This is a genomic window from Streptomyces sp. NPDC026538, assembly GCF_055567535.1.
Window position 1 is genome coordinate 245,764 of record NZ_JBVHQG010000011.1, and the last position, 21,807, is coordinate 267,570.

Genomic DNA, 21,807 nt, shown 5'->3' on the forward strand with positions numbered 1-21,807 from the left:
CCCTCACAAATCTGAAATGTCCATCCCCGGCGCCGAACGGTGCACGGCGCAGCCCCTGTCGGGACGATACACCAGTCTCGTCACTCAGGGACATAGCTTCTCTACGCTCCGTGACGACCAGCGGCTATACGCGTACCCACCGCGCCCGGAAGGTCGCGGACCGTACCGGAAGCGGATTACACGCGTGTTGCTGCGATTGTCAGTTGTCGGTGGATCCCGTCGTAAGGATCACGTTTCGCAACGGCTCCCGGTTCACGAAGCGGTTCAACTGGTCGGTGACGAGCCGCTTGGCGCGCGGCAGGAAGGCCGAGGTGGGGCCGCCGACATGGGGGCTGATCAGCACGCCGGGCGCCTGCCACAAGGGATGTCCGGCCGGCAGCGGCTCGGGATCGGTGACGTCCAGGGCGGCGGTGAGGCGGCCGCTCTCCAGCTCGGCGAGGAGCGCCTTGGTGTCCACGATGGGCCCGCGCGCGATGTTCACGAGCAGTGCGCCGTCCTTCATCCGCCCGAGGAAATCCGCGTTGACCAGGCCACGCGTGCTGTCCGTGAGCGGTGTGGCGAGGATGACGACGTCGGCTTCCGGAAGCAGTTGCGGCAGTTCGGTGAGCGGATGCACGGGACCGCGCGCCGAGGCGCGCCCGGAGCGCGCGACGCGCGCCACCCGCGCAACCTCGAACGGCACGAGCCGGTCCTCGATGGCCGAACCGATGGCGCCGTAACCGACGATGAGGACGCTCTTGTCGGCGAGGGCGGGGTGGAAGCCGCCCTCCCAGTGCCCCTGCTGCTGGGCCCGCACGAACCCCGGGACACCGCGCAGGGACGCCAGGGTCAGGGTGAGCGCGAGCTCGGCGGTGCTCGCCTCGTGCACCCCGCGCGCGTTGCACAGCGGCACGCCGGGGACGATGAGGGCGCGGGCCGCGATCATGTCGTCGACACCGGCTGTGAGGGTCTGGATGAGGCGCAGGTTGCGCATCTCCGGCAGCGGCCGCGCTCGCACCTTCTGCGGCTTCGTGTAGGGGACCACATACACGGCGCAGTCGGCGGGATCACCGGGAAAGTCCTGGTCTCCGTCCCAGAAGAGATAGTTGAGCCCGTCGGGGAGCTCCTGGAACTCCCTCAGCGGGATGGGAAGCCATGCGTCTTGGGTCATGCCAGGAGGCTATGTCAGGGAGTGCGCGCGCAGAGGTTAGGTTGGGGGCTCTAGAAGGAGGTTCACGAGCTGGTGGAGCGCAGGACGATCGGCGCGGGGGCGCTCGCGGTGGGGGCCGTCGGACTCGGGTGCATGCCGATGAGCTGGGCCTACAGCGGGTCGCGGCAGCGCGGTGACGAGTCGGTGAGGGCGGTGCACCGGGCGCTGGACCTGGGCGTGACGCTGCTGGACACCGCGGACATGTACGGCCCGTTCACCAATGAGCTGCTGCTGGGGCGGGTGCTCAAGGAGCGGCGCGCCGAGGCCTTCGTGTCGACCAAGGTGGGCCTGCTGGTCGGCGACCAGCACATCGTGGCGAACGGCCGGCCCGGCTATGTGAAGCGGGCCTGCGACGCGTCCCTGCGGCGGCTGCAGACCGACGTCATAGATCTCTACCAGCTGCACCGCGCCGATCCCGAGGTCCCCGTCGAGGAGACCTGGGGCGCGATGGCAGAGCTGGTGCAGGCGGGGAAGGTGCGCGCGCTGGGACTGTGCGCCCTGGGGGCGCGCGGGGGGCGCAGGTCCGGCGCGCGGCTGCATGACGCGACCCTGCGCCAGTTGCAGCGGGTGCAGCAGGTGTTTCCGGTGAGCGCGGTGCAGGCGGAGCTGTCGGTGTGGTCGCCGGAGGCGCTGGAGGCGCTGCTGCCGTGGTGCGAGGCACGGGGGGTGGGTTTCCTGGCGGCGATGCCGCTGGGCAACGGCTTCCTCACCGGCACGCTCACGCCGGGCGAGGGCTTCGAACCGGACGACGTGCGGGCGCGGCACCCTCGCTTCACGGCGGAGATGATGGCGGCCAACCAGCCGATCGTGGCAGGGCTGCGGCGGGTTGCGGGCCGACAGGGGGGCGACGGTGTCACCGCGGCTCAGGTGGCGCTGGCGTGGGTGCTGGCGCAGGGGCGGCATGTGGTGCCGGTTCCCGGTACCAAGCAGTGCCGGTGGGCGACGGAGAACGCCGGCTCAGTGGACGTGCGGCTGACCGCGGAGGATGTCGCCGAGCTGGGCTCACTGCCTGCCGCACAGGGATCATGGGATTAGCAGTCAATTGCCGTGATCTGCCCGTGGTTGGGTGCGGCGCCATGTCGGCTGGTCGCGCCCGCGCGGCGGAGCCGCATATCGGCACAGTCCCGCGCCCCTTACGGGGCGCTGCACTAACGTCGCCGGAGAAGAGCCGTCGAAAGGACCATGATCGTGCAACGACGAGTTGTGCCCGCCTTGTTGGTCACGGCCGGGCTCCTGCTCGCGGCCGGTTGTTCCTCCGGGGGCGGTGGTGGGGATCTGCCCACCCCGACCTGGGCCGGGGGGTCGTCGGTGGGTTCCGGTGGTTCCTCCGCGTCCGCCGGGGCGAGTGAGTCGGCCGCGCCTGCCACGGGGTCGGTGAAGGTGGTGCGCACGGTCGCCGGAGGGCTCAAGTCGCCTTGGGGTCTCGCGCCGCTGCCGGACGGCTCCGGGCTGCTCGTCTCCGACCGTGACGACGGGACGATCAGCAAGGTCGACGAGAAGACCGGGAAGAAGACCGAGCTGGGCACCGTCTCCGGGGTGTCCGCGGCCGGGGAGGGCGGTCTGCTGGGCATCGCCCTCTCCCCCGACTTCGCCTCGGACCACATGATCTACGCGTACTTCACCTCGGCCTCCGACAACCGCATCGTGCGCCTGCTCTGGGACCGGAGCAAGCCGGCCGGGGAGCAGCTGGGCGCCCCCGACACGATCTTCAAGGGCATCCCCAAGGGGTTCATCCACAACGGCGGGCGGATCGCCTTCGGCCCGGACGGCATGCTCTACGCCGGCACCGGGGAGAGCGGGCAGCGGGGTCTCGCCCAGGACAAGGACTCCCTGGGGGGCAAGATCCTGCGGCTCACCCCGGAGGGCGACCCGGCCCCCGGCAACCCGTTCCCCGGCTCCCCTGTCTACACCTACGGTCACCGCAATGTGCAGGGCCTGGCCTGGGACGACCACCAGCGGCTGTTCGCCTCGGAGTTCGGCCAGGACACCTGGGACGAGCTGAACGCCGTCAAGCCCGGCGGGGACTACGGCTGGCCGAACGCGGAGGGCCGGTCCTCGGACGCCAGGTACGTGAACCCGATCGCCCAGTGGCACACCGACGACGCCTCCCCCAGCGGCATCGCCTATGTCCACGGGGTGATCTGGATGGCCGGCCTCAAGGGCCAGCGGCTGTGGCGCATCCCGCTGAAGGGCACCGTCGCGGGCGCCGAACCACAGGCCTTCCTCAAGGGCGAGTACGGCCGGCTGCGCACGGTCGTGGCGGCGGGCGGCGACAAGGTGTGGCTGGTGACCAGCAACACCGACGGGCGTGGCCGGCCGAAGTCGGGTGACGACCGGATCCTGGAGCTTCAGGTGCGCTGACCGGCGGTGGCCGTGCGGTCCGTGCGGTCCGGCGGGAACAGTTCCAGGCGGTGGGCCACCGCGGCGGCCTCTCCCCTCCCGGAGACGCCGAGCTTGCCCAGGATGTTGGAGACGTGGACGCTGGCGGTCTTCGGGGAGATGAAGAGCTCCTCGGCTATCTGACGGTTGGTACGGCCCGCCGAGACCAGCCGCAGGACGTCCCGCTCCCGGTTGGTGAGGCCGAGGCTCTCGGCAGGGTCCAGGGCCCGGCGCGGGGTGTCGGAGGTGAGACCGAGGCGGGCGCGCTGGGCGAGCAGGGCGACGGCCTCGGCGAGCGGGCGGGCGCCCAGGTGGGCGGCGACCGCCCCGGCCAGCCGGAGCAGCTCCGTCGCGCGGTCGCGTCCGTCGTCGTCGGACGCCTCTTCGAGCAGGACCTGGGCGAGGCGACGGCGGACCCGGGCGAGGTCGTAGGGGCGGTCCAGGCGCTCGAAGTCGGTGACGACGTCGGACCAGAGCGCGACGGTGTCGGTGCCCCGGGCGCGGTGCAGTTCGGCCCGGGTCCAGCGTTCGTACGCCAGCCACAGGGGCGCACCGGTGGTGAGCTTGCGCACGGCCTCGGTGAGCCGGTCGAGGAACTCGGCGCGGCCGTCGGCCACCGCGGGCAGGGCGCGGGCGTCGGCCTCGGCAGCGGCGGCGGCCAGCAGCAGGGGCCAGCCGTAGCGCTGGGTGCCCGGTGGGAAGCCGCGGTCCAGGGCGCGGTCCAGCTCGGCGCGGGCGTCGAGGAGCCGGCCCTCCTCGGCCGCGACGCCGACGGCGATCCGGGCGACGGGCAGCAGCGCCTGGGGCATCGGGTCGTGGGTGCCGTAGTGCTCGTGGGCGATGGCGAGCTGACGGGCGGCCTCGGCGGCGTCGCCACGGGCCAGGGCGATCTTGGCGAGGCGCAGGGCGCCGGCGCCCCGGGGCTTGGCGCTGGCCGCGGAGCCGAGGGCGCCCGCCGCGGCTTCGGCGGCCTCGTCCCACTGGCCGAGCGCGTACAGCGAGTCGGAGAGGTTGCCCCAGATCCACACCTCGGAGTCCAGCAGGCCGTACCTGCGGGCGAAGACGAGTCCCTCCCGCAGGATGGGCACCGCCTCCCCGCTGCGGCCGACCGAGTCCAGCTCGGAGGGCAGGTTCACATAGGCGCGGCCCGCGACATTGGCCGCGCCCTCCCGCAGGGCGGTCTCCTTGACCCGGCGCAGTTCCGCCATGCCGTTCTCGACGTCACCGGCGTCGACCATGAGGCAGCCCAGGGTGATGCGGGCGTTGAGCTCGATCTCCCGGGCGCCCACCATCCGCGCGTACTCCACGGCCCGTTCGGCGGCGGCGAAGGCCTCGGGGCCGGGTTCGTGGAGCATGCACCAGTTGGCGACGTTGGCCAGCACGTCGGCGTGCACCTCCGAGGGCGGCAGGCCGCGCACCAGGTCCTGGGCGGTGCCGAGTTCCTGCCAGCCGTCGCCCCGGGCCAGGTCCTGGACCAGCCGGGAGCGCTGCACCCAGAACCAGGCCGCGCGCAGGGGGTCCCCCTCGTCCTCGACCATCCGCAGCGCCCTCTTGGTGATCTTCAGGGCGCGTTCGCGTTCCCCGCAGAAGCGGCCCGCGACCGCCGCCTCCGCCATCAGGTCGAGGTAGCGCAGCGGTGTGGTGGCCGGATCGCAGCCGCAGGGCGGGTAGACGTCGGTGTAGTCGACGGGGCGCAGGGCGGCCCGGATCTCCTCGGGTGAGGTGTCCCACAGTTCCATCGCCCGCTCCAGGAGCCGCAGTTGCTCGCTGTAGGCGTGCCGGCGGCGGGCCACGACGGAGGCGTGGAGGACGGCGGGCAGGGCCTTGGCCGGGTCGTGGGCCTGGTACCAGTAGCTGGCCAGGCGGGTCACGCGCGCGTCGGCCGGCACCAGCCCGGGGTCCGACTCCAGGGCCTCGGCGTAGCGCCGGTTGATCCGGGAGCGTTCGCCGGGGAGCAGGTCGTCGGCGACGGCCTCGCGGACCAGGGAGTGCCGGAAGCGGTAGCCGTCGCCGCCGGGCGTGGCGGTGAGGATGTTGGCGCCGACGGCCGCGCGCAGCGCCTCGATGAGGTCGTCCTCGGCGAGCTGGGCGACGGCGGCGAGGAGCCGGTACTCGACGGTGGAGCCGCCCTCGGCGACGATCCGGGCGACCCGCTGGGCGCTCTCGGACTGCGCCTCGACCCGCACGAGCAGCAGGTCGCGCAGGGAGTCGGTGAGCCCGGTGCAGCAGCCCTCGGCCCAGGCGACGGCGAGTTCCTCGACGAAGAAGGCGTTGCCGTCGGAACGCTCGAAGATCTCGTCGACCTGGGCGGGGTCGGGTTCGGCGGCGAGGATGCCGGCCATCTGGCGGCCGACCTCATCCCGGTTGAACCGGGCCAGTTCGATACGGCGGACGGTGCGCAGCCGGTCGAGTTCGGCGAGGAGCGGGCGCATCGGGTGGCGGCGGTGGATGTCGTCGGAGCGGTAGGTGGCAAGGACGACGAGCCGGCCGGTGCGCAGGGTGCGCAGCAGATAGGAGAGGAGGTGGCGGGTGGAGGCGTCGGCCCAGTGCAGGTCCTCCAGGGCGACGACCACCGTGCGCTCGGCGGCGACCCGTTCCAGCAGTCGTGCGGTGAGCTCGAAGAGGCGGGCCATGCCCTGCTCGTCGTGGCGGCCGGCGGATGCCTCGCCGAACTCCGGCAGCAGCCGGGCCAGTTCGTCCTCCTGCCCGGCGGCGGCCGCGGCCAGCTCGTCGGGCAGCGCGGCCCGCAGCGCGCGCAGCGCGGTGGAGAAGGGGGCGAACGGGAGCCCGTCGGCGCCGATCTCCACGCAGCCGCCGAGCGCGACGACCGCGCCCCGGCGGCAGGCGGCCGCGGCGAACTCCTCGACCAGCCGGGTCTTGCCGACCCCGGCCTCACCGCCGAGCAGCAGCGCCTGCGGCTCGGCGGCCTCGGCACGGGCCAGCGCCTCGTTCAGCGTCCCCAGCTCGTCGCTGCGGCCTACGAACACGGGACTCACGGACCTGGTTTCCACAGGCCAGAGCATCGCATGCGCCTCGGAGTGGACGGCAGCGGTTTTCCACAACCCCGGTCCGCTTGTCATACGACCCGGCGGCGTGGCCTGCAGCGTGCGATCCGACGGCAGTCCCGCAGACCGGTGGCCGACCCCCGTACGGCCACCGGTCTCCGTGTCCCCGGCCGCCGTGTCCCCGGCCGCCGGGCGGGGGTCGGTGCCGCCCGGCCCCCTGTTCACACCGTGCCCGGGAGCCCGCGTCGGCCGCGGCGGACGGTATGGACCTCCTCCGGCACGGCGGCCTGGCGGGCTGCCTGCTCGCGGCGGGCGGCCCGGCGGGAGCGGACGGCCTCGCGGGCCAGGCGGGCGTCGGCGGCCTGGCGGTGCAGTTCGGCGGCACGGACCTGGTGGAGCTCGAACTCGAACATGGTGTTCCCCTTGTGAGAGACGGTGGTTGGGCTTCGCTTCTCGCGATGCCTCCACCTTCGTCTCCCAGGGGGGTGTGCCACATCGGGAGAGTTCCGCATCTTCGGACGGCCACCGGGCCCCGGACACGCATAAGGGGCCTCAGGCCGTCCGTAAGGTGCTTACGGACGTCCTAAGGCCCCTTCCGACCTGGGCTGTCTCAGCTGGTCGAGGGCAGTCCGAGGAGCGCGTCGGAGTACTTGAGGACGGCCAGCAGCAGGCCGATGACGCCGAGCGCGACACCCGCCCAGGCGACCGACTTGATCCACGGCGCCTGCGGCCTGCCGGGGGCACCGAAGGCGGGCCGGGCGAGCACCACGACGCCGGTGATCAGGGCCACCAGCGCGAACGCGCCGGCCCACAGCGCGGTGGTCTGCCAGGCATCGCCGTAGACCTCCTTGACCTGCTTGGCGACGCTCGCGCTCGACGAGGTCTGGAGCTGGCCGATGAGGGTCTCGCGGGCGGCGGCCACCGTACCGATCCAGCCACCGGTGAGGGAGACCAGGCCGAGCACGACGGAGACGACGGCGGCGGCGCCCTGGCCGACCCCGGACGGGCCCTCGGCCTCGTCCTCGGCCAGGCCTGCGGCAAGGTCGGCGTCGTCCTCCAGGTCCTCCGCGTCGAGGTCGGCGTCCGTGCCGTCGGCGGCCTCGGCCCCGGCGGCCGCCGCCTCCGGCTCGGCCCCGGTCGCGGGCTCCGTCACGTCGTCGGCGCTCTTGGTGACGCTCACCTTCTCCTCGTCGGTCGTGGCCTCGGCGCCCGTCTCGGCACCGGTCTCGTCAACTGTCTTGGTTCCCATGTCCGGCACCGTACGGATCCTGTCTGAGAGGCGTCTTAATGATCGTTCTGTACGGCACGCGCGCGTGCTTCACGCCACTCCGGGGCGAGGATCGACCACACCTCCAGGTCGTGCCGTAGGCCACCATAGGGGTGCGCCTGGCGGCGTACGCCATCGCGGGTCATCCCCAGCCGCCGGGCCACGTTCAGGCTGGGCTCGTTGCCCGAGGCGGCGACCCACTCGATCCGGTGGATGCCGCGCTGCTCGACCGCGAAGTCGATCAGTACCCGCATCGCGCGCGTGACGAGTCCGCGTCCGGTGCCGGCCGGCTCCAGCCAGCAGCCGACCTCGCAGTTCCCGGTCTCCGCGTCGAAGTTCAGGAAGAGCACCCCGCCGACGAGCGTGCCCTCGAGCCACAGGCCGTGCAGGGAACCGGTGTCGGCGGCGCGCAGGTCGGCGTACCGCTGGAGCATCGCCCGCGCGGAGGGCACGTCCGTCTCCCTGGAGCCGAAGGAGATGAACTGTCCGATGAACTCCCGCCCGCGTTCCAGGTGGGCCAGGAACTCCTCGGCATGCCAGGGTTCCAGCGGACGCAGTTCGGCGCCGTCGTCACCCAGGGATATCGCGTACATCGTGCTTCTCCAGTTCCACCACGTCTCCGGCCGGCACGTCGAGCCTCTCATGCGCGGCGCGGCACTCCTGCGGCTCGATGCCGATCCGGGGCGGCAACGTCAGTCGAACTGGTCGCCGAGAGCCATGACCATGACCCCCAGGATCATCAGCCACAGGGCTCTGCGGGTGCGGCCCCGGGCCCCGAGCACCCCCGCGGCCACACACACGGCGGAGCCCCCCGCATAGGCGGTCGGCACCAGCGCGGGCACGCCGCCGCCCAGTCTCATCAGCGAGGCGGTCAGGCCCATCAGGGTCAGCAGGGCCCCGGTGGCGGTGGCGGTCCAGCGGGCCCGACGGGCGTCCTCGTAGGGATCCTCGTCGTCGTCCGCGGCCTCCACCTCGGTCGTCTCCGGTTCGGTGTCGGATTCCGGGTGTCCGGTCATGGCGGGCGAGCGTAGTGCCCGCACCTGAGGAAACCAGCTGCGAACGATGTCGACAACTGCTAGCTTCCGCTGGTCAGCCTTGAGCGGCCCCTCGCCGACGACCGAAGCGGGTGCATTGTTTGCCGGTCCGAATGAGCTCCTACGCATCGCCTTCCACTACGAAGATCACAAGGAGCCCGTTCACCCATGTCCGACACCAGGACCGGGGGCGACCGCCTCACTGACCGCCTGACCCACCCCCGTTACCCGCTCAGCAACGCCTACGACCCCCGCTGGGTGGTCGACAACCAGATGGGGCCGAACGCCCTGTGGCTGCTGGAATGGCTGGCCCCCGCCCTCGGTCTGGACGCCCTGCGCCCCTGCGCGCGTGTGCTGGACCTCGGCTGCGGCCGGGCGATGACGTCGGTCTTCCTGGCCCGGGAGTTCCATGCCCAGGTCACCGCCGCCGACCTCTGGATCAAGGCCGACGACAACGCCCGGCGCATCACGGAGGCCGGGTTCGCCGACCGGGTGCAGCCCGTGCACGCCGAGGCGCACGACCTGCCGTTCGCCGAAGGCGGCTTCGACGCGATCGTGAGCATCGACGCCTACCAGTACTTCGGCACCGACGACCTCTATCTCCCGACCGTCGCCCGCCTGTTGCGGCCCGGCGGCCGGATCGGCGTGGTCGTCCCGGCGCTGCGGGAGGAGCCCGCGGGGGTCGAACCGCCCGAGCACCTCAGGCCCTGGTGGGAGCCCGACTACTGGTGCTTCCACTCGCCCGGCTGGTGGCGCCGGCACTGGACCCGCAGCGGCGCCGTCGAGGTCGAGACCGCCGACTGGCAGCCGGACGGCTGGCGGGACTGGCTGCTGTGGTGCGAGGTGGTCGCCGAGGAGAGCCCTGAGGAGTTCCACCGCACGATGGCCCGCCACGTCGCCGAGATGCTCCGCGCCGACGAGGGCCGCGCCCTGGGATTCGTCCGCGTGGTCGCGCGCCGCAGATAGCCGTACGGCCCCGGAGGCATCGCCTCCGGGGCCGTACCGCGCACTGCTGCTCAGCCCTCGCTGACGCCCAGCCGCTCCAGGATCAGCTCCTTGACGCGGGCCGCGTCGGCCTGGCCGCGGGTCGCCTTCATGACCGCGCCGACCAGAGCGCCGGCCGCGGCCACCTTGCCGCCGCGGATCTTGTCGGCGATGCCCGGGTTCCCGGCGATGGCCTCGTCGACCGCCGTACCGAGCGCCGAGTCGTCGGAGACGACCTTCAGACCGCGCTTGTCGACGACCTCGTCCGGGGTGCCCTCGCCCGCGAGGACGCCCTCGATGACCTGGCGGGCCAGCTTGTCGTTGAGGTCACCGGAGTTGACCAGCGCGGTGACCCGGGCGACCTGCTCCGGGGTGATCGCCAGCTCGTCCAGTGCCCTGCCCGACTCGTTGGCGCTGCGCGCCAGTTCGCCCATCCACCACTTGCGGGCGGAGGCCGCGTCGGATCCGGCGTCGATGGTGGCGACGATCAGGTCCAGCGCGGCGGCGTTGATGATCGCCTGCATCTCCACCGCGGAGATGCCCCACTCGGTGAGCAGCCGGTTGCGGCGGGCCAGCGGCATCTCCGGCAGCGCGGCGCGGATCTCCTCGACCCACTCGCGGGACGGGGCGACCGGGACGAGGTCCGGCTCCGGGAAGTACCGGTAGTCCTCGGCCTCCTCCTTCACGCGGCCCGAGGTCGTGGACCCGGTGTCCTCGTGGAAGTGCCGGGTCTCCTGGATGATCGTGCCGCCGGACGACAGCACCGCCGCGTGCCGCATGATCTCGAAGCGGGCCGCGCGCTCCACGGACCGCAGCGAGTTGACGTTCTTCGTCTCGGAGCGGGTGCCGAACTTCTCGGTGCCGTTCGGGCGCAGCGACAGGTTCACGTCGCAGCGCATCTGGCCCATCTCCATGCGGGCTTCCGAGACGCCGAGCGCCTTGATGACCTCGCGCAGCTCACGGACGTACGCCCGCGCGACCTCGGGAGCACGCTCGCCGGCGCCCTCGATCGGCTTGGTGACGATCTCGATGAGCGGGATGCCCGCGCGGTTGTAGTCGAGCAGCGAGTGCGAGGCGCCGTGGATACGGCCGGTCGCGCCGCCCACGTGGGTGGACTTGCCGGTGTCCTCCTCCATGTGGGCACGCTCGATCTGCACGCGGAAGGTCTCGCCGTCCTCCAGCTGCACGTCGAGGTAGCCGTTGAAGGCGATCGGCTCGTCGTACTGGGAGGTCTGGAAGTTCTTCGGCATGTCCGGATAGAAGTAGTTCTTCCGGGCGAAGCGGCACCACTCGGCGATCTCGCAGTTGAGCGCGAGACCGATCTTGATGGCCGACTCGATGCCGATCGCGTTGACGACCGGGAGCGCGCCGGGCATGCCGAGGCAGGTCGGGCAGGTCTGCGAGTTGGGCTCGGCGCCCAGCTCGGTCGAACAGCCGCAGAACATCTTGGTCTTGGTGCCGAGTTCGACATGGACCTCAAGGCCCATGACGGGGTCGTACGACGCCAGCGCGTCCTCGTACGACACCAGGTCGGTCGTGGTGGTCACGGTGAAACTTCCCTCTCAGCCCAGCAGGACGTCGTCGTCGCCCAGCCGCTTCAGCTCGCGGTAGAGGATGGCGAGGCCGGTGACGATCGCGACGGCGGACACGGTGGCGTCGATCAGCCGCAGTGTGTCGTGCTCGGCGCGGGCCTTCTTGATCTGCTTGGCGACACCGACCGCGCCGAACACGGTGGTGGCCATCGACAGGTAGGTACCGGACTTCGACTTCTTGAAGCCCTTGGCCTTGGACAGTGCGTTGCTCACAGCGACGGTGCCTCCTCAAGGAGCGGGTGCCCCCACTTTTCCACGAAGGCGGCCTCGACAGCGGCTCCGACCTTGTAAAGGCGGTCGTCCTTCAGCGCCGGCGCGATGATCTGCAGGCCCACCGGGAGGTTGTCCTCCGGGGCGAGACCGCAGGGCAGCGACATGGCCGCGTTGCCCGCCAGGTTGGTCGGGATGGTGCACAGGTCGGCCAGGTACATCGCCATCGGGTCGTCGGCGCGCTCGCCGATCGCGAAGGCGGTGGTCGGGGTCGTGGGCGACACGATCACGTCGACCTGCTCGAAGGCCTTCTCGAAGTCACGCGTGATGAGCGTGCGGACCTTCTGCGCGGAGCCGTAGTACGCGTCGTAGTACCCGCTGCTCAGCGCGTAGGTGCCGAGCATGATGCGGCGCTTGACCTCCGGGCCGAAGCCCGCCTCACGGGTGAGGGAGGTGACCTCCTCGGCGGAGTGCGTGCCGTCGTCGCCGGTCCGCAGGCCGTAGCGCAGGCCGTCGAAGCGGGCGAGGTTGGAGGAGCACTCGGAGGGCGCGATCAGGTAGTACGCGGAGAGCGCCAGGTCGAAGGAGGGGCAGTCCAGCTCGACGATCTCGGCGCCCAGTTCCTTCAGCAGCTCGACGGACTCGTCGAAGCGCTGGATGACACCGGGCTGGTAGCCCTCGCCGCGGAACTGCTTGACGACACCGACGCGCATGCCCTCGACGCTGCCGTTGCGGGCGGCCTCGACGACCGGCGGGACGGGCGCGTCGATGGAGGTGGAGTCCATCGGGTCGTGCCCGGCGATGACCTCGTGGAGCAGGGCGGCGTCCAGGACCGTACGGGCGCACGGGCCGCCCTGGTCCAGCGAGCTGGAGAACGCGACCATGCCGTACCGCGAGACCGCCCCGTACGTCGGCTTCACACCGACGGTGCCGGTGACGGAGGCCGGCTGGCGGATGGAGCCGCCGGTGTCGGTGCCGATGGCGAGCGGCGCCTGGAAGGAGGCGAGGGCGGCGGAGGAGCCGCCGCCGGAGCCGCCGGGGATCTTGGTGAGGTCCCAGGGATTGCCGGTCGGCCCGTAGGCGCTGTTCTCGGTGGAGGACCCCATGGCGAACTCGTCCATGTTGGTCTTGCCGAGGATGACCACGTCAGCGGCCTTCAGCCGCTTGGTGAGGGTGGCGTCGTACGGCGGGATCCAGCCTTCCAGGATCTTCGAGCCGACGGTCGTCGGAACGCCCTCGGTGGTGAAGATGTCCTTGAGCGCGAGCGGGACGCCGGCGAGCGGGCCGAGCTTCTCGCCCCTGGCCTTCTTCTCGTCGACGGCGCGCGCCTGGGCGAGGGCGCCCTCGCGGTCGACGTGCAGGAAGGCGTGCACCTTCTCGTCGACGGCCTCGATCCGGGCCAGGTGGGCCTCGGTGACCTGGACCGCGGTGAGCTCGCCGGAGGCGATCTTCGCGGCGGTCTCGGCGGCGGTGAGCCTGATGATGTCCGTCATGAGTGTCTAGTCCTCCCCCAGGATCTGCGGCACCTTGAAACGCTGCTGCTCCTGGGCCGGGGCGCCGGAGAGCGCCTGCGCGGGGGTGAGCGAGGGACGGACCTCGTCCGCGCGCATGACGTTCGTCAGCGGCAGCGGGTGTGAGGTCGGCGGTACGTCTTGGTCGGCGACCTCGCTGACGCGGGCGACCGCGCCGATGATGTCGTCGAGCTGTCCCGCGAAGTGGTCGAGTTCTTCGGGCTTCAGCTCCAGACGCGCCAGCCGGGCGAGGTGGGCGACCTCCTCGCGCGTGATGCCAGGCATGCAGCGTTCCTCTGGGGTGAGTGTGTGTGGTTTGGAGCCAATCCTATGGGGCGGGGCCCGGTGACCGTGCAACGGTTTCCCCGGACCCCCGAACCGCGGCGGCTCACCGGCTCAGTGACGCTGCTCCCAGGCCACGCTCTTCAGGTAGTGGTTGTCGTACAGCTCCTGCACCTCCAGGAGGCTCTCCAGGGTGGCCTCGCCCAGCCGCAGGCGCTGGAGGTGGCGGAAGTACTCGAAGCGCTCCACGCCCGGGGTGATGACGATCAGGATGTCCGCGGTGCTGCCGGGGACGGCGGCGAAGGCGTGCGGCGCGCCGGGCGGGATGACGACCAGGTCGCCGCGTTCGGCGGTGACGACGTCCTCGCCGGAGAGCAGGTCGGCGGCGCCGTCGAGCAGGTAGAACATCTCGGCGGAGTTGCGGTGCAGATGCGGCACGGCGCCGTCGGCGCCCTCCCCCAGCGTGACGCGGACGGTGGAGAGCGCGCCGCCGGTGGCGCTGCTGTCGGCGAGCAGCCGGACCCGGGTCGGATCACCGCCGACCACCTCGGCGTCGGCCTCCCGCACGATCACGGACTCATCGAACTTCGGTACGAACAACGACATTCCCGAACCCCCTGTTGATAGACGTGTCGTTCAAGCGAGCCGATCAGACGAGGAACAGCAGCACCGCGCTGATCAGCACAACGATCGCGGTGGCGAAGTGGATCCCGTACGCGACCGCCTTGGTCCCGCCATGGCGCAGCACTATCACCGTGTCGAAGAGCGGCACGAGTGCCACACAGAGCATGAACCAGGCCTCGGCACGGGCGCCGGCGAACGCGAGCAGGGCGAAGCCGACGACGCCGAAGGAGCCGTCCCGGAGGCCCTTGATCGCGAGGTAGGCGGAGGCGTCGCCGTTCGGGTCGGCGGGGACGCCGTAGCCGGCGGCGGACGCCTTGGGCTGGAGCAGGAACCTGGCCCCGATGAAGAGGATGAACAGGTCGAGTACGGCGGCGAGCGTGTAGGCGGTGATGGTCATGACGGCCCCCTTGGTGGTTTTTCTAGCAGCGCTAGGACTGAAAGCAAAGCTAGCAGAGCGTCGGCAGATTGGCTAGCGGTGCTAGAATCGCTGGCATGTCGATTCAGACGCGCCGGGAGCGCGAGCGGGCAGAGCGGGAGCAGCTGATCGTCACGGCCGCACGGGAACTCGCGGAGGCGGAGGGCTGGGACGCGGTGACGACCCGGCGCCTGGCCGCCGAGATCGAGTACAGCCAGCCGGTCCTCTACAGCCACTTCAAGGGCAAGGACGCGATCATGGCGGCGGTGGCGGTCCAGGGCTGCGCGGAAATGGCGACGGAACTACGGGCGGCACGCACGGCGGCGAAGGGCACGAGGCAGTCACTGGCGGCGGTGGCGGAGACGTACACGTCGTTCGCCCGCCGACGCCCCGCGCTGTACGACGTGATATTCACGCACACGGTGGACCTTCCGTTCGCGACCCCGGAGGCCCCGGAGGCGCTGCAGGCCGCGTTCGCCGAGCTGCTGCTTGCGGTGGAGCCGATCGCCATGGCCGGCGACGACCCCGCCCTCCTGACGGAGACGTTCTGGGCAGCCCTGCACGGCCTGGTGACCCTGATGCGCAGCGGCCGCCTGCCGGAGAGCGCCCACGAGACGAGGCTGGCACTGCTGATCGGCCATTTCAGCGCCCCGTAGGCCTTCAGCGCCCAGCAGGCCTTCAGCGCCGCGCAGATTCCGCGCCCCGCGGGGGCGCGGGGAACTGAGCGAGCAACCACGGACGTCCCGTACCCGGCCACGGCGCCCCACCCCCACGGCAGACGCCGGCCTCTCCACGAAGGGTGAACGGGCGGGCGGCCGGAGATCTACTCGGCCGCCGGCAACGCAGCGCGCGGACGCTGCCAGCCCCGCGACCCCCGCGCCAACAGCCACGCCGTCGTCTCCTCCGGCGGCATCGCCGCGGCGACCAGCCACCCCTGCACGGCGTCACACCCGAGGTCCCGCAGCCGCTCCCACGTCTCGTCGTCCTCCACGCCCTCCGCGACGACCAGCAGCCCCAGCGAATGCGCGAGGTCGACCGTGCAGCGCACGATCTCCGCGTCCTCGTTGTCCACGGCCAGCCGGGCCACGAAGGACCGGTCGATCTTCAGCTCGCTCACCGGCAGCCGCCGCAGGTGCACCAACGACGAGTAGCCCGTGCCGAAGTCGTCCAGCGACATCTTCACGCCGTGCCCGGTCAGCCCGGCGAGGGTGTCGGCGGCCCGCTGCGGGTCCTCCAGGAGCACATGCTCGGTTATCTCCAGCTGGAGCGCCCCCGCCGGGACCCCGTGCCGGGCCAGCCGCGCCGCCACCGAGCCCGCGAAGCCGGGGGTGTGGACGTCACGCGGCGACACGTTCACCGCCACCGGTACCCGCAGCCCCTGTGCCCGCCACCGGGCGACCTGGCCGAGCGCGGTCTCCAGGACGTACTCCGTCAGGTGGGGCATCAGGCCCGAGGACTCGGCGATCGCTATGAACTCGTCCGGCGGTACCTTGCCGCGCTCCGGGTGCACCCACCGCACCAGCGCCTCAAGACCGGCCACCTGCCCGTCGAAGCGCACCTTCGGCTGGTAGTGCAACTGCACCTCGTGGGCGTCCAGGGCGCGGCGCAGATCGCCCAGCAGCCCCAGCCGGTCCGGGGTGTTGGAGTCCCGCTTGGACTCGTACACCTCGACGCCCGTACGGTCACGCTTCGCCTGGTACATCGCCACGTCCGCCCGGCGCAGCATCCCCTCCGCGTCCAGCGCGTGGTCGGGGAAGACGGCGACGCCCGCGCTGGCCTCCAGGACCAGGGTGAGTCCGTCGAGGTCGAGCGGGGAGGAGAGGGCCGAGACCAGGCCGCGGGCGACGCGGGTCGCGGACGTCGTGGAGTCGGCGACGGGCAGTAACACCGCGAACTCGTCGCCGCCGAGCCGGGCCGCCTCCGCACCGCGCGGCAGCGCGGCCCGCAGCCGGTCGGCTATCTGCAGCAGCAGCCGGTCACCGGCGAGATGACCGAGCGTGTCATTGACCGAACGGAACCGGTCGAGGTCGATCAGCATCAGGGCGGAGCGGGCGCCGATGCGTTCGGCGTCGTCGAGGGCGGTCCAGATCCGCTCAAGCAGCCACTGCCGGTTGGGCAGTCCGGTCAGCGGGTCGCGCAGCTGCTCCTCCGCGCGGGCCCGGGCTATCCACAGGGTGGAGTCGAGGGCGACCAGCGGGATGGAGAACAGCGGGAGCAGCAGCGGCTGGGCGACGGCGACCACGCAGATCAGCGGAGCGATGCCGAGCAGTGCGACGGCGACCAGGCCCTGGCGCATCAGGGCGGTGCGGGCGACGGTGGGCAGTCCGCCGCCGCGCGGTGCGTGCAGGTACCAGAGCAGGGCGCGGGTGACCGCGAGATACGCCACCGCGACGAGGACGACCTCGGGGGCGGTGGCGACGCTCCAGGTGCCGGGGTTCCAGGGCGACTCGACGGTCGGCACCCGCCCGAACACGCCGAGCACCAGCGCGCCGGCACCGATGCCGAGGATGTCCACCGCACCGTGCAGGACGCCCTGCCGCCAGCGGTGGCGCCTGGCTATCCCGACCAGGACGACGACGGTGAGGCTGACCATGCCGGCCGGCACCCAGCCGTAGAGCAGGAGCACGGCGAGGGTGAGGGCGGCGCCGGAGCCGGTGCCGCCCCACCAGCGGGCGCGGCCGAGCAGCACCAGGTGGCCGACGATGATGCCGGTGAGTACGGCCAGCGACCAGCCGACCGTGCCGGACGGGAAGAGGGCGTGGTTGTCGGTGAAGGCGCGGTAGAAGCCGGCGCCGAGGACGAACGCGGCGGCCGCGACGACTGCGGCGGGCAGCGCGGGCCAGGACAGGTGCCGTTCGTGCTCGTGGCCGGGCAGGTCGGGCGGCGGCTCGACGGCGGCCAGTGGCAGCGGGTCGCGCGCGTCGACGGAGGCGCTCAACCCCGGCATGCCGACGTGCCGATCACCCCGTACCGTCCACCGAGTCCCCCGCCACACGCTCGCCCGGCGGCGCAGCGTCAGCCGCGCTTCCGGGGCGGCGCTCTCGGTCGGTTCCATTCCCGTCCCTCTCACAGCCGGCGGTGCCCACGCCATGCGGTCCGTGCCCTGCCGGAGCACGGGAATGCCCCAACCGCAGCTGGGCACGGCAGGCGCACGCCTCAACAGTAGGCCGCAGAAGGCTTCCACGGGCAGCGGTCGTCTACGGTTGCCCGATTGCGCCCTGGCCACCCGTATGCATCTGGTATGCGCCGAACGGGTGGCCTTCAACCGCTACTCCCCGGTCGGAAGGGCGACTTCGGCCGCCGCGTCCGGTCCCTGCTCCAAAAGGACGACAAATCCGTCCTCGTTCAGAACGGGAACCTTCACCTGCATCGCCTTGTCGTACTTCGATCCGGGGTTGTCACCCACGACCACGAACGACGTCTTCTTCGATACCGAGCCGGTCACCTTGGCTCCGCGACTCTGCAGGGCGTCCTTGGCGCCGTCCCGGGTGAAGTGCTCCAGGGTTCCGGTCACCACGACGGTGAGCCCTTCCAGCGGGCGCGGTCCCTCGTCCTCGCCGGTCGACTCGTCCTCCAGTGGGACTCCAGCGTTCTTCCACTTTCGGATGATCTCGCGGTGCCACTCCTCGGCGAACCACTCCTTGAGCGCCGTCGCGATGATCCCGCCGACGCCGTCGATGTTCGACAGCTCCTCCTCGCCGGCCTGCTCGATGCGCTCGATGGAGCGGAACTCGCGGGCCAGCGCCTGCGCGGCGACGGGTCCGACGTGCCGGATGGACAGGCCGTTGAGGAAGCGGGCGAGCGGGCGGGTCTTCGCCTCCTCGATCTTCTGGAGCAGGGCGAGGGTGTTCTTCTTGGGCTCGCCCTTCTGGTTGGCGAAGACCGTGACGACCTTCTCCTCGCCGGTCTTGGGGTCGCGCTTGGGCAGCCCGCTGTCCTGGTCCAGGACGTAGGCCTTGATGGGCAGCAGTTTCTCGACGGTGAGGTCGAAGAGGTCGCCCTCGTCGGTCAGCGGCGGGTCGGCCGGCTCCAGCGGCCGGGTGAGGGCGGCCGCGGCCACCGAGCCGAAGTGATCGATGTCCAGGCACTCGCGGCCCGCAAGGTAGGAGACGCGCTCTCGCAACTGGGCGGGGCAGGCCCGGGCGTTGGGGCAGCGGAGGTCGATGTCGCCCTCCTTCATGGCCCGCAGTGGTGTCCCGCACTCCGGGCACTCGGCCGGCATCACGAACTCCCGCTCGCTGCCGTCCCTCAGGTCGACGACCGGGCCGAGGATCTCCGGGATCACGTCACCGGCCTTGCGCAGCACCACGGTGTCGCCGATCAGCACGCCCTTGGCCTTGACGACCTCCTGGTTGTGCAGGGTCGCGAACTCCACCTCGCTGCCCGCCACCGTGACCGGCTCGACCTGCGCGTACGGCGTGACCCGGCCGGTGCGGCCGACGCCGACCTTGATGTCGACGAGCTTGGTGTTGACCTCTTCCGGCGCGTACTTGTAGGCGATCGCCCAGCGCGGCGCCCGCGCGGTGGAGCCGAGCCGCCCCTGGAGGCGGATCTCGTCGAGCTTGACGACCACTCCGTCGATCTCGTGCTCCACGGAGTGCCGGTTCTCGCCGTAGTAGGCGATGAACTCCCGTACGCCGTCCAGGTCGTCGACCACCCGGTTGTGCGGGGAGGTGGGCAGGCCCCAGGTCTTGAGCAGGTCGTAGGCCTGGGAGAGCCGGGTCATGCCTTCGAAGCCCGCCAGGGCGCCGATGCCGTGGACGACCATGTGCAGCGGGCGGGAGGCGGTGACCCGCGGGTCCTTCTGGCGCAGCGAACCGGCCGCCGCGTTGCGCGGGTTGGCGAACGGCTTGTCACCGGCCGCGACCAGCCGTTCGTTGAGCTCGGCGAACTTCTCCATCGGGAAGTAGACCTCGCCGCGGATCTCCACCAGGTCCGGCACCGTGTCGCCGTGCAGCCGGTCCGGGATCTCGGCGATCGTCCGGACGTTGGGCGTGATGTCCTCGCCGGTACGGCCGTCGCCGCGGGTCGCCGCGCGGGTGAGCCGGCCGTGCTCGTAGGTGAGGTTGACGGCGAGGCCGTCGACCTTCAGTTCGCACAGGTAGTGGTACCCCTGGTCGCCCAGTTCCCGGTGGATCCGCTCGGCCCAGGCGGCGAGGTCCTCGTCGTTGAACGTGTTGTCCAGCGACAGCATCCTCTCGCGGTGCTCGACCGCGGTGAACTCCGTTGCGTACGCCCCCGCGACCTTCTGGGTCGGCGAGTCCGGGGTGCGCAGCTCGGGGTACTGGTCCTCCAGTGCCTCGAGGGATTTCAGGAGCTTGTCGAACTCCGCGTCGCTGATGACCGGAGCGTCCTTCACGTAGTACCGGAAGCGGTGCTCCTCGATCTGCTCGGCGGTCCGCGCGTGCTGTTCCCGTGCCTCGGCGGGTACCGCCGTCTCCGCCTGCTGCTTGTCGCCGGCCACCGTGTTCCTCCCGTTACTCTGGGTTGTCCGCGAGTGATCTCGCCGCCCGGACGCAGTGGGCGAGCGCCTGCCGGGCGTACGCGGGGGAAGCACCCGCGAGCCCGCACGCCGGGGTGACCGTCACGGCCTCCGCGAGAAGCCCTGGTTGCAGCCCCAGCCGGCGCCACAGCGTCCTGACACCCATGACGCTACCGGCAGGGTCTGACAATGCCGTGTCCCTGCCGGGCACGACACCGACGAACAGCCGGGTACCGCCCTCCACGGCCTCGCCGATCGCGTCCTCGTCACGCTCGGTGAGGAGCGAGAAGTCGAAGGAGACGGCGGCGGCCCCGGCGCGGCGCAGCAGTGCGAAGGGGACGTCGGGGGCGCAGGAGTGCACGGCCACCGGGCCGTCGGCGTGGACGCCCATGACGTCCCGCAGCGTCGACTCGACGAGCTGGCGGTCCACGGCCCGGTGGGTGCGGTAGCCGCTGGCCGACCTCACCTGACCGCGCAGCACGGCGGTCAGGGACGGCTCGTCGAGTTGCAGGACCAGCCGGGCGCCGGGGATCCGGCGGCGGACCTCGGCCAGGTGCAGGCGCAGGCCCTCGGCGAGGGAGGCGGCCAGGTCACGGCAGGCGCCGGGGTCGGAGAGGACCGCCTCGCCGTTGCGCAGCTCCAGGGCGGCGGCCAGGGTCCAGGGGCCGACCGCCTGGACCTTGAGCGGACCCTCGTAGTGCTGGGTGAACTCCTCCAGCGCGTCCAGGTCCTCCCCCAGCCAGGAGACGGCCCGCCGGGTGTCCCGGCCCGGCCGGTCACCGAGCCGCCAGCCGCTGGGCTCCACGCGCGCGTACAGCTCGACGAGCAGGCCGGCGGTACGGCCGATCATGTCGGCGCCGGGACCGCGGGCGGGCAGTTCGGGGAGGAAGGGGAAGTCCTCGAAGCTGCCGGTCGCGGCCTTGGCGGCCTCGCGGGCGTCGGTGCCGGGGAGCGAGCCGATGGCTGTGGCGGGGCCGAAGGAGGGGGTTGCGTTCACGTGGGAAGCCTAGGGTCGGTGGCCGACGGGGGGGTGCGGCGGTGGTTGGTGATGTGCGGGCTGTGGGGGCTGGTCGCGCCCACGCGGCGGTAGCCGCATGTGAACACAGCCCCGCGCCCCTGACAGCGCTATCCCTGACCCGGTCGAACCGTCACGTCGTTGATCTCCGCGTCCCTCGGGAGGTCCAGGGCGGTCAGGATCGTGGTCGCGACCGATTCCGGGTCGATCCACTGCGCCGGGTCGTAGTCCTTGCCCTCCTGCTGGTGGACCTTGGCCTGCATCGGGCTCGCCGTGCGACCGGGGTAGACCGAGGTGACCCGGACGCCGTTGCCGTGTTCCTCCTGGCGGAGGGCGTCGGCGAGGGCCTTCAGGCCGTGCTTGGAGGCCGCGTACGCCGACCAGCCCGCGCCGGCGTTGAGGCCGGCGCCCGAGTTGACGAACAGCACATGGCCCCGGGCGGCGCGCAGTTGGGGCAGGAAGTGGCGGGTCAGTTCGGCCGGCGCGACCAGGTTGACGTTCAGCTGGTGGCGCCAGGACTTCGGGGTCAGCTCGCCGATCTCGCCGAGGTCGACCACGCCCGCGATGTGCAGCAGCGAGTCGACCCGGTCCGGGAGCGACTGGTGCGAGAAGGCCCAGGAGAGCTTGTCCGGGTCCGCCAGGTCGCCCACCAGCGTGCGGGCACCGGGGAAGTCGGCGGCCAGTTCCTTCGCGCGGCCCGCGTCGCGCGCGTGCAGGACGAGGTCGTCCCCGCGCGCGTGCAGGCGGCGGGCCACGGCGGCGCCGATGCCGGATCCGGCACCGGTGATCACATGAGTTGCCATGGGGGCCATGCTCGC

Annotated in this window: 20 protein-coding genes; 4 read left to right on the forward strand and 16 right to left on the reverse strand. The window is 71.7% G+C overall.

Translation table 11 applies throughout. The annotated features are described in order from the left end of the window. Nucleotides 1-199 precede the first annotated feature (199 nt). Entirely contained in the window at nucleotides 200-1,150 is a 951-nt protein-coding gene (locus tag ACZ4N4_RS36260) for a 2-hydroxyacid dehydrogenase (protein WP_467596859.1), read from the reverse strand. A 72-nt stretch (nucleotides 1,151-1,222) separates the two neighbouring features. Here ACZ4N4_RS36260 and ACZ4N4_RS36265 point away from each other — a divergent pair, with 72 nt between their 5' ends. Together ACZ4N4_RS36265 and ACZ4N4_RS36270 are read left to right on the forward strand one after the other, a co-directional pair. Further along, a complete protein-coding gene (locus ACZ4N4_RS36265; RefSeq protein WP_453573381.1) occupies nucleotides 1,223-2,224 on the forward strand; it encodes an aldo/keto reductase in 1,002 nt (333 codons plus the stop codon). A gap of 147 nt (nucleotides 2,225-2,371) precedes the next feature. Further along, nucleotides 2,372-3,550 carry a PQQ-dependent sugar dehydrogenase gene (locus ACZ4N4_RS36270; protein ID WP_467596861.1) on the forward strand — a complete coding sequence of 393 codons (1,179 nt, stop codon included), beginning with the start codon at nucleotides 2,372-2,374 and terminating at the stop codon, nucleotides 3,548-3,550. On the opposite strand, the gene ACZ4N4_RS36275 is transcribed toward ACZ4N4_RS36270, so the two are convergent. The 5 genes from ACZ4N4_RS36275 to ACZ4N4_RS36295 form a co-directional block, all read right to left on the reverse strand. Further along, nucleotides 3,538-6,591, reverse strand: coding sequence for a helix-turn-helix transcriptional regulator (locus tag ACZ4N4_RS36275; protein WP_467596864.1), 3,054 nt, complete (start codon nucleotides 6,589-6,591; stop codon nucleotides 3,538-3,540). The genes ACZ4N4_RS36270 and ACZ4N4_RS36275 overlap by 13 nt on opposite strands. 203 nt (nucleotides 6,592-6,794) lie before the next feature. Further along, nucleotides 6,795-6,986, reverse strand: a complete 192-nt coding sequence (locus ACZ4N4_RS36280; RefSeq protein ID WP_453573373.1) for a hypothetical protein — start codon at nucleotides 6,984-6,986, stop codon at nucleotides 6,795-6,797. A gap of 197 nt (nucleotides 6,987-7,183) precedes the next feature. Further along, complete coding sequence (locus ACZ4N4_RS36285) at nucleotides 7,184-7,822, reverse strand: hypothetical protein (RefSeq protein ID WP_467596867.1); 639 nt, start codon at nucleotides 7,820-7,822, stop codon at nucleotides 7,184-7,186. A gap of 35 nt (nucleotides 7,823-7,857) precedes the next feature. Next, complete coding sequence (locus ACZ4N4_RS36290; RefSeq protein ID WP_453573367.1) at nucleotides 7,858-8,433, reverse strand: GNAT family N-acetyltransferase; 576 nt, start codon at nucleotides 8,431-8,433, stop codon at nucleotides 7,858-7,860. A 99-nt stretch (nucleotides 8,434-8,532) separates the two neighbouring features. Beyond that, a complete protein-coding gene (locus tag ACZ4N4_RS36295; protein ID WP_453573364.1) occupies nucleotides 8,533-8,856 on the reverse strand; it encodes a hypothetical protein in 324 nt (107 codons plus the stop codon). A 186-nt stretch (nucleotides 8,857-9,042) separates the two neighbouring features. On the opposite strand from ACZ4N4_RS36295, the gene ACZ4N4_RS36300 reads away from it, so the two are divergent. Next, nucleotides 9,043-9,840 carry an SAM-dependent methyltransferase gene (locus ACZ4N4_RS36300; protein ID WP_467596869.1) on the forward strand — a complete coding sequence of 266 codons (798 nt, stop codon included), beginning with the start codon at nucleotides 9,043-9,045 and terminating at the stop codon, nucleotides 9,838-9,840. A gap of 50 nt (nucleotides 9,841-9,890) precedes the next feature. Here the strand turns inward: ACZ4N4_RS36300 and gatB are convergent, their stop codons facing one another. From gatB to ACZ4N4_RS36330, 6 genes are all read right to left on the reverse strand, one after another. Then, nucleotides 9,891-11,405 carry an Asp-tRNA(Asn)/Glu-tRNA(Gln) amidotransferase subunit GatB gene (gene gatB / locus ACZ4N4_RS36305; RefSeq protein WP_453573359.1) on the reverse strand — a complete coding sequence of 505 codons (1,515 nt, stop codon included), beginning with the start codon at nucleotides 11,403-11,405 and terminating at the stop codon, nucleotides 9,891-9,893. A 15-nt stretch (nucleotides 11,406-11,420) separates the two neighbouring features. Next, complete coding sequence (locus ACZ4N4_RS36310) at nucleotides 11,421-11,663, reverse strand: hypothetical protein (RefSeq protein ID WP_351739584.1); 243 nt, start codon at nucleotides 11,661-11,663, stop codon at nucleotides 11,421-11,423. Further along, nucleotides 11,660-13,153, reverse strand: a complete 1,494-nt coding sequence (gene gatA, locus ACZ4N4_RS36315) for an Asp-tRNA(Asn)/Glu-tRNA(Gln) amidotransferase subunit GatA (RefSeq protein WP_453573356.1) — start codon at nucleotides 13,151-13,153, stop codon at nucleotides 11,660-11,662. The genes ACZ4N4_RS36310 and gatA overlap by 4 nt, the downstream gene beginning before the upstream one ends. A gap of 6 nt (nucleotides 13,154-13,159) precedes the next feature. Next, nucleotides 13,160-13,456 carry an Asp-tRNA(Asn)/Glu-tRNA(Gln) amidotransferase subunit GatC gene (gene gatC / locus ACZ4N4_RS36320; protein WP_018544665.1) on the reverse strand — a complete coding sequence of 99 codons (297 nt, stop codon included), beginning with the start codon at nucleotides 13,454-13,456 and terminating at the stop codon, nucleotides 13,160-13,162. Nucleotides 13,457-13,567: 111 nt separating this feature from the next. Continuing rightward, nucleotides 13,568-14,059, reverse strand: coding sequence for a cupin domain-containing protein (locus tag ACZ4N4_RS36325; protein WP_351710992.1), 492 nt, complete (start codon nucleotides 14,057-14,059; stop codon nucleotides 13,568-13,570). Nucleotides 14,060-14,102: 43 nt separating this feature from the next. Continuing rightward, nucleotides 14,103-14,474, reverse strand: a complete 372-nt coding sequence (locus ACZ4N4_RS36330) for a DUF4267 domain-containing protein (protein WP_450765869.1) — start codon at nucleotides 14,472-14,474, stop codon at nucleotides 14,103-14,105. 95 nt (nucleotides 14,475-14,569) lie between these two features. On the opposite strand from ACZ4N4_RS36330, the gene ACZ4N4_RS36335 reads away from it, so the two are divergent. Further along, on the forward strand, nucleotides 14,570-15,148 hold the full coding sequence (locus ACZ4N4_RS36335) for a TetR/AcrR family transcriptional regulator (protein ID WP_467596875.1): 579 nt from the start codon (nucleotides 14,570-14,572) through the stop codon (nucleotides 15,146-15,148). A 167-nt stretch (nucleotides 15,149-15,315) separates the two neighbouring features. On the opposite strand, the gene ACZ4N4_RS36340 is transcribed toward ACZ4N4_RS36335, so the two are convergent. From ACZ4N4_RS36340 to ACZ4N4_RS36355, 4 genes are all read right to left on the reverse strand, one after another. After that, nucleotides 15,316-17,547, reverse strand: coding sequence for a putative bifunctional diguanylate cyclase/phosphodiesterase (locus ACZ4N4_RS36340; RefSeq protein ID WP_467596878.1), 2,232 nt, complete (start codon nucleotides 17,545-17,547; stop codon nucleotides 15,316-15,318). A 213-nt stretch (nucleotides 17,548-17,760) separates the two neighbouring features. Then, the gene (ligA, locus tag ACZ4N4_RS36345; protein ID WP_453573346.1) at nucleotides 17,761-19,956 is read right to left on the reverse strand and encodes an NAD-dependent DNA ligase LigA; all 2,196 of its coding nucleotides are present in this window, start codon (nucleotides 19,954-19,956) and stop codon (nucleotides 17,761-17,763) included. Nucleotides 19,957-19,969: 13 nt separating this feature from the next. Beyond that, nucleotides 19,970-20,971: a methionine synthase gene (locus ACZ4N4_RS36350; RefSeq protein WP_467596881.1), complete on the reverse strand. Its 1,002-nt coding sequence runs from the start codon at nucleotides 20,969-20,971 to the stop codon at nucleotides 19,970-19,972. A gap of 128 nt (nucleotides 20,972-21,099) precedes the next feature. Then, nucleotides 21,100-21,792 (reverse strand): SDR family oxidoreductase, encoded by a 693-nt coding sequence (locus ACZ4N4_RS36355; RefSeq protein ID WP_453573340.1) that lies wholly within the window; start codon nucleotides 21,790-21,792, stop codon nucleotides 21,100-21,102. Between the last annotated feature and the right edge of the window lie 15 nt (nucleotides 21,793-21,807).

What these genes read in the sequence shown, in the direction of transcription:
- ACZ4N4_RS36300 (WP_467596869.1), top strand. Translation starts at nt 9,043, where the DNA reads ATGTCCGACACCAGGACCGGGGGCGACCGCCTCACTGACCGCCTGACC.
- ACZ4N4_RS36340 (WP_467596878.1), bottom strand. Translation starts at nt 17,547, where the DNA reads ATGGAACCGACCGAGAGCGCCGCCCCGGAAGCGCGGCTGACGCTGCGC.
- gatC (WP_018544665.1), bottom strand. Translation starts at nt 13,456, where the DNA reads ATGCCTGGCATCACGCGCGAGGAGGTCGCCCACCTCGCCCGGCTGGCG.
- ACZ4N4_RS36260 (WP_467596859.1), bottom strand. Translation starts at nt 1,150, where the DNA reads ATGACCCAAGACGCATGGCTTCCCATCCCGCTGAGGGAGTTCCAGGAG.
- ACZ4N4_RS36335 (WP_467596875.1), top strand. Translation starts at nt 14,570, where the DNA reads ATGTCGATTCAGACGCGCCGGGAGCGCGAGCGGGCAGAGCGGGAGCAG.
- ACZ4N4_RS36295 (WP_453573364.1), bottom strand. Translation starts at nt 8,856, where the DNA reads ATGACCGGACACCCGGAATCCGACACCGAACCGGAGACGACCGAGGTG.
- ACZ4N4_RS36330 (WP_450765869.1), bottom strand. Translation starts at nt 14,474, where the DNA reads ATGACCATCACCGCCTACACGCTCGCCGCCGTACTCGACCTGTTCATC.
- ACZ4N4_RS36285 (WP_467596867.1), bottom strand. Translation starts at nt 7,822, where the DNA reads ATGGGAACCAAGACAGTTGACGAGACCGGTGCCGAGACGGGCGCCGAG.
- gatA (WP_453573356.1), bottom strand. Translation starts at nt 13,153, where the DNA reads ATGACGGACATCATCAGGCTCACCGCCGCCGAGACCGCCGCGAAGATC.
- ACZ4N4_RS36275 (WP_467596864.1), bottom strand. Translation starts at nt 6,591, where the DNA reads ATGCTCTGGCCTGTGGAAACCAGGTCCGTGAGTCCCGTGTTCGTAGGC.
- ACZ4N4_RS36270 (WP_467596861.1), top strand. Translation starts at nt 2,372, where the DNA reads ATGATCGTGCAACGACGAGTTGTGCCCGCCTTGTTGGTCACGGCCGGG.
- ACZ4N4_RS36325 (WP_351710992.1), bottom strand. Translation starts at nt 14,059, where the DNA reads ATGTCGTTGTTCGTACCGAAGTTCGATGAGTCCGTGATCGTGCGGGAG.
- ACZ4N4_RS36290 (WP_453573367.1), bottom strand. Translation starts at nt 8,433, where the DNA reads ATGTACGCGATATCCCTGGGTGACGACGGCGCCGAACTGCGTCCGCTG.
- ACZ4N4_RS36355 (WP_453573340.1), bottom strand. Translation starts at nt 21,792, where the DNA reads ATGGCAACTCATGTGATCACCGGTGCCGGATCCGGCATCGGCGCCGCC.
- ACZ4N4_RS36280 (WP_453573373.1), bottom strand. Translation starts at nt 6,986, where the DNA reads ATGTTCGAGTTCGAGCTCCACCAGGTCCGTGCCGCCGAACTGCACCGC.